The 6,000-nt window shown below is 68.3% G+C and carries 5 protein-coding genes; all 5 read left to right on the top strand.

The genetic code is table 11. The features are described from left to right. Positions 1–226: 226 nt before the first annotated feature. Positions 227–1,399, top strand: coding sequence for an NAD(P)/FAD-dependent oxidoreductase (locus tag ON21_RS10250; RefSeq protein ID WP_039797440.1), 1,173 nt, complete (start codon positions 227–229; stop codon positions 1,397–1,399). A gap of 2 nt (positions 1,400–1,401) precedes the next feature. Beyond that, a complete protein-coding gene (locus ON21_RS10255; RefSeq protein ID WP_039797441.1) occupies positions 1,402–2,292 on the top strand; it encodes an RNA polymerase sigma-70 factor in 891 nt (296 codons plus the stop codon). A 23-nt stretch (positions 2,293–2,315) separates the two neighbouring features. Continuing rightward, positions 2,316–3,461, top strand: coding sequence for a low temperature requirement protein A (locus tag ON21_RS10260; protein WP_039797442.1), 1,146 nt, complete (start codon positions 2,316–2,318; stop codon positions 3,459–3,461). Positions 3,462–3,640: 179 nt separating this feature from the next. Then, positions 3,641–4,282: a DNA-3-methyladenine glycosylase gene (locus tag ON21_RS10265; RefSeq protein ID WP_039797443.1), complete on the top strand. Its 642-nt coding sequence runs from the start codon at positions 3,641–3,643 to the stop codon at positions 4,280–4,282. Between the two features lie 102 nt (positions 4,283–4,384). Continuing rightward, a complete protein-coding gene (gene tyrS, locus ON21_RS10270) occupies positions 4,385–5,674 on the top strand; it encodes a tyrosine--tRNA ligase (RefSeq protein ID WP_039797444.1) in 1,290 nt (429 codons plus the stop codon). Positions 5,675–6,000: the final 326 nt, after the last annotated feature.

Raw genomic sequence — 6,000 nt, forward strand, 5'->3', positions numbered from 1 at the left:
CGCAAGGGCCCCAATACATCCGGGAGCGTCCCCATTTGCTCCCCGGTTCGCCCCTGAGGCCCGCGCCCGGAGGTTCAGGGTGCGAGATCTACGTACCGACCGGAAGTGGCCGACCGTTGTGATCCAGAACACAGAAGGAGGTGTCACGTTGGGGCCCGGTCATTTGTCCCATGGTCGTCACCATCCGCTACCCATTCTCCGGTGACCCGACCAATGGAGCACTGCCATGAACACCGAACATCGCATCGTCATCCTCGGCGGCGGCTACACCGGCATGCTCGCCGCCGTGCGGCTGGCTCGGCGCACCCGCGCGCTCGCTGTCCGGATCACGCTGGTCAACCCGTCGGCCCGATTCACCGAGCGTCTGCGCATGCACCAGGTGGCCGCCGGTCAACAGCTCGCGGACCACCGGATTCCCGCCCTGCTGGAGGGCACCGGCGTCGAATTCGTCCAGGGCTGGGCCACGGCCATCGATCCGGTGAAGCAAGAGGTGACCGTCGACGACACGACTCGCCTTCCCTACGACGAATTGATCTACGCCCTGGGCAGCACCGCCGACACGAGCATCGTGCCCGGCGCCGCCGACCACGCGTGGACCCTCGACAACCCCGCCACCGCCCACCGGTTCGCCGAGCGTCTCGCCGAGGTGGCGGCGCGCGGCGGCACCGTCGCGATCTGCGGCGGCGGCCTGACCGGCATCGAGGCGGCGGCCGAGATCGCCGACAGCCACCCCGGCGCGCGCGTCACCCTGATCAGCACCGGCGAGCCCGGGGCCATGATGGGTAGGAAAGCCCGCGCCTACCTGCACCGGACGCTCGATCGTCTCGGCGTCACCCGCGCGACCGGCCGGGCCGTGGTGAAGGTGCTGCCGGACGCGATCGAACTGGCCGGCGGTGAACTCGTGCCCACGGACCTGACGCTGTGGACGGCGGGTGTTCGCGTGTCGCCGCTGGCCACCGAGGCGGGCATCGAGACCGACGCGCACGGGCTGATCGTGGTCGACCCGACCCTGCGGTCGGTGTCGCACCCGAACGTCCACGCCATCGGCGACGCGGCCGCCGTCAGGCAGGCGTGGGGGCAGATCCACGGCACGTGCCAGAGCGGTATGCCGACCGCCGCCTACACCGCCGACATCATCGCGCGGCAACTGCGCGGCAAGCGGGTGCGTCCGTTCCGCTTCGGGTACTTCCACCAGCCGGTCAGCCTCGGTCGCAAGGACGCGGTCATCCAGTTCACCAAAGCCGACGACACCCCACGCCGTGGTTACCTGACCGGTCGCGCCGCGGTCTTGTACAAGGAGACCGTCAGCAGCAGCCCGATCCCGGCCTTCGCGCTGAGCAAGCGGATGACGGTGTCGGTCACGCTGTCGAAAGGTGGCCGCGCCACCAGGAGAATCTAGCCATGACCGACCGGACAACCGAGCAGGACCCGTTTCTCGAACACCGGCGGCTGCTGTTCGCCACCGCATACCGGATGCTGGGAACCGTCACCGACGCGGAGGACGTCCTCCAGGACGCCTGGCTCAAGTGGAACGACACCGATCGGTCGACGGTGCGGCAACCCAAGTCCTACCTGGTACGCACCGTCACCAACCTGTCACTCAACCGGCTCACCTCGGCCAAGGCCACCCGCGAGAACTATGTCGGCCCCTGGCTACCCGAGCCCTTGCTCACCGCACCGAACATCGCCGAGGAGACCGACTTGGCCGACACCGTCTCCACGGCGATGCTCGTGGTCCTCGAAACGCTCAGCCCCGTCGAACGCGCGGTATTCCTGCTGCGTGAGGTCTTCGGCTACACGCACGCCGAGATCGCCGAGACCCTGGACCGTCCGGAACCGGCGATCCGCCAGATCGCGCACCGCGCCAAGCGGCATGTGCAATCCCGCAGGCCGCGTTTCGACACCGACAAGGCACAGCGCGACCACATCACCGCCCGATTCATGGCCGCGTGCTCCGGCGGTGATCTCAACGCGCTGATGGACCTGCTCGCCCCGGATGTCACGTCGTGGTCGGACGGCGGCGGCGTGGTCACCGCGGCGCGCCGCCCGTTGTACGGACCCGATCATGTGGCCCGCTGGATTCTCGGCGTGCTGGCCAAGCCGATCGTCGCCGGGTTCGTGTTCGAATCCGCCTACATCAACGGCGAACTCGGCGCACTCGTATTCATCGGCGGCTCTCCGGTGGCCGCGTTCACCTACGACATCGTCGATGGACGAATTCGAAACCTCAGGTTCCAGGTCAACCCGTACAAGCTGAAGGGCCTCTCCATGGGCACCGACACGCTCGGATGACGTCTGCTCGTTAGGCTCCAGCCGTGACCAACCAGAGTGCCCTGTCCGCCGACGGCGGGCAGGTACGGGCCTCGACGCTCGAGCTGTTCTTCGATCTCGTCTTCGTGCTCACCATCACCCAGCTGTCGCACGTCTACACGCACCATCCGGGCTGGCAGGCGCTCGGGCAGGTGGCGCTGCTGTTCGGGGTGATCTGGTGGATGTATTCCGGCTATGTGTGGCTCACCAACGAGGTCGCGCCGAACAGCTCCACCCGGCGGACCTGGCTGCTGGTCGGCATGTTCGCCTTCTTCGTCCTGGCCTTGGCGATCCCGGATGCGTTCCACGGCACCGGCATCGCCTTCGGGTTCGGGTACGTCCTGGTCACCGCGGTACACACCGCGCTGTTCGCCTCGGCGGGCGGCACGTCGGCGGCCACCGCGATCCGCCGGATCGCCCCGCTCAACGCTCTGGCCGCGGCGCTCGTGCTGGCGGGTGGGTTCGTGCACGGCTGGCCGCAATACGTGTGCTGGGCATCGGCTTTCGCGGTGCAGGTGATCAGCCCCTATCTGGTCGACACGGGCGATTTCGTGGTCCGAGCCAGTCATTTCTGCGAGCGGCACGGGCTGGTCGTCATCGTCGCGATCGGCGAATCCATCGTCGCCATCGGCGCAGGGCTGGCCGGAGAGCGGATCACACCGGAGTTGATCGCCACCGTCGGCCTCGGCCTCTGCCTGGCCTACGTCCTGTGGTGGGCGTATTTCGGCGTCGACGACGAGCGCGGCGAGCACGCGCTGGCCGCGGTGCCGGACCGGGAACGGTCCCGGCCTGCCGTGCTGGCCTACGGCTACGCCCTGTATCCGCTGTTGATCGGCGTCATCGTGGCCGCGGCGGGCATCCAGATGAGCATCGCCCGCGGTGGTGAAGCGAGCCCGGTCGCCGTGGCCGCCGCGCTCTCCGGCGGCGTCACGCTGTACTTCCTCGGCCAGTTCTTCTTCCGCCTGGCACTGCGGTTGCCGCGCCCCTGGGCGCGCCTGCTCGCGGCGCTCGCGGTCGCGGCCACGACTCCGATCGGCGTCTTCTGGGTCTCCTGGGCGCAATTGGCCGCCATCGTGGTCGTGGGTTATGCCGCGGTGATCGCCGACGACTTGCTCACACTGCGGTCGGGCGAGCACAGCGCGTACTTCTGAGTACGGCCACGGCCGGTCCGGTCGGCCGGGCCAACGATTTGCACTGGTCATCGCGGGTCCTGGTCGGCGCATGAGCGTCGGTGATCACGCCACACATCGCGCCGCCGTGTCGTCGGCGGGACCGATCGCGAAGAAGGGACGGTCGCCGAGCCGCCGGGCCGTTATCGCTGTCGAGGACAATGGCGGCTGTGTGTGCCCAGCCTGTCGAGGAACTTGCCGTCGAACCTCCCGCCGCCGCCCGCCGTCTGCTCGGGGCGACCTTGTGGTCGGGCCCGGTCGGTGTACGGATCGTCGAAGTCGAGGCCTACGGGGGAGACCCGGCCGGCCCCTGGCCTGATCCGGCTTCGCATTCCGGTCGTGGCCGGACCAAGCGCAACGGCGTGATGTTCGGCCCCGCCGGTGTGCTGTACGTCTATCTCAGCTACGGCATGCACACCTGCATCAACGTGACGAGCGGACCGGACGGTATCGCCAGTGCCGCGCTCATCCGTTCGGGCGAGGTCGTCGCGGGACTGGAGACGGCGCGCGCCCGGCGTTCCGGCGCTCGCTCCGATCCGGACTTGGCCCGTGGTCCGGGCAATCTCGGCAGTGCGCTGGGAATCACGTTGGGCGACTACGGGACCCCACTGCTCGATCCGTCGTCGCCGATCCGGCTGGAACTGAACAGCCCCGTCGACGATGCCGAGATCGCGAGTGGCCCGAGAGTCGGCGTCAGCAGCGCGGCGGATGTGCCGTGGCGTTTCTGGCTTCCGGATTCGCGGGCGGTGTCGGTCTACCGGCGCAGTCCGCGCGCTCCACTGCCCGTCGAGCAGTCGGCCTGAGGACTCGTCGAAAAGCCTTCACCGCGGGCCGGAGGTTTCGCGCGCGGCACGACACTGAGGTGCACACGTGGGCCTGAACCTCGTGCGGAAAGATAGGACACCGTGAGCGGCGACATCATCGACGAACTGACCTGGCGCGGTCTGATCGCGCAGTCCACCGACCTGGATGCCTTGCGCGCGGCGGCGGCCGCCGGGCCGCTGACCTTGTACGCCGGCTTCGATCCCACCGCGGCCAGCCTGCACGCGGGGCATCTGGTCCCGTTGCTCGCGCTGAAGCGTTTCCAGCGCGCCGGACATCGCCCGATCGTGCTGGCCGGTGGCGCCACCGGGCTGATCGGTGACCCGCGCGACGTCGGCGAGCGGACCATGAACTCCACCGACACCGTCGCGAGCTGGGCCGAACGGATCCGCTCGCAGCTGGAGCGCTTCGTCGACCTGGACGATTCCCCGACCGGAGCGATCATCGCCGACAACATGGAGTGGACCGGGCGGCTGACCGCCGTCGACTTCCTGCGCGATATCGGCAAGCATTTCTCGGTGAACGTCATGCTGGCGCGCGACACCATCAAGCGACGACTGGACGGCGAGGGCATCTCCTACACCGAGTTCAGCTACATGCTCCTGCAGGCCAACGACTACCTGCAGCTGCGTCGGAACTACGGCTGCACGCTGCAGGTGGGCGGCTCCGACCAGTGGGGCAACATCATCGCGGGCGTGGAGCTCAACCGCCGGGTCGACGGCGCGGCCGTGCACGCTCTGACCGTCCCGTTGGTGACCTCCGCGGACGGCAAGAAGTTCGGCAAGTCCACCGGCGGCGGCAGCCTGTGGCTCGATCCCGAGATGACCAGCCCCTACGCCTGGTACCAGTACTTCGTGAACACGGCCGACGCCGACGTGGTGCGCTACCTGCGCTGGTTCACCTTCCTGTCGCGCGAGGAACTCGACGAGCTCGAGCGTGCGACCGCCGAGCGCCCGCACGCGAGGGAGGCCCAGCGCAGGCTGGCCGCCGAGATGACCAACCTGGTACACGGCGAGGCCCACACTCGCGCGGTACAGCTGGCCAGCCAGGCACTGTTCGGCCGAGGCGAACTGCGCGATCTCGACGAGGCGACGCTCGGCGCCGCTTTGCGGGAAGCCGCCGTCGACGGCGAAGTCGCGCAGATCAAGGCGGGTGAGCCGAACACCATCGTGGATCTGCTCGTCGCGACCGGCCTGTGCGAGAGCCGCGGCGCCGCCCGGCGCGCGGTGAACGAGGGCGGTGCCGCCGTGAACAACACGAAGGTCTCCGACATCGAATGGACCCCCGCCGACGCCGACTACCTGCACGGACGCTGGCTTGTGCTGCGGCGCGGCAAGAAGAACCTCGCGGGGATTCTGTGGGCAGGTGCATGACGATCCCGGTGGCTTGAATCACATCCGTGTGATTCAAGCCTTCGATCACTCCGATCGCACGCCCTTGACCTGCGGAAACGCCAAGTTGTTCAGGCGATTTGACGTAGCGTTATCCGCCGCGTAACTTAGTCCAGGTCAGAGCGACACGGACTCCGACCCGGAGCCGAGCGAGGCGGAAACGCCGAGCGGGACCGGGAAACGAGGTAGGACGAGGAGCGCCTGTCAGCCCAGTATGACGCAGATCGACCGATGGTCTTGACTTCGGTTGGTTGCTTGGCTAGGCTGGGAAAGTTGCCTCACAGAAGGCCCGGTCGAGACTGGCCCGG

This window comes from Nocardia araoensis NBRC 100135, assembly GCF_000308435.1.
Lineage (GTDB): Bacteria > Actinomycetota > Actinomycetes > Mycobacteriales > Mycobacteriaceae > Nocardia > Nocardia araoensis.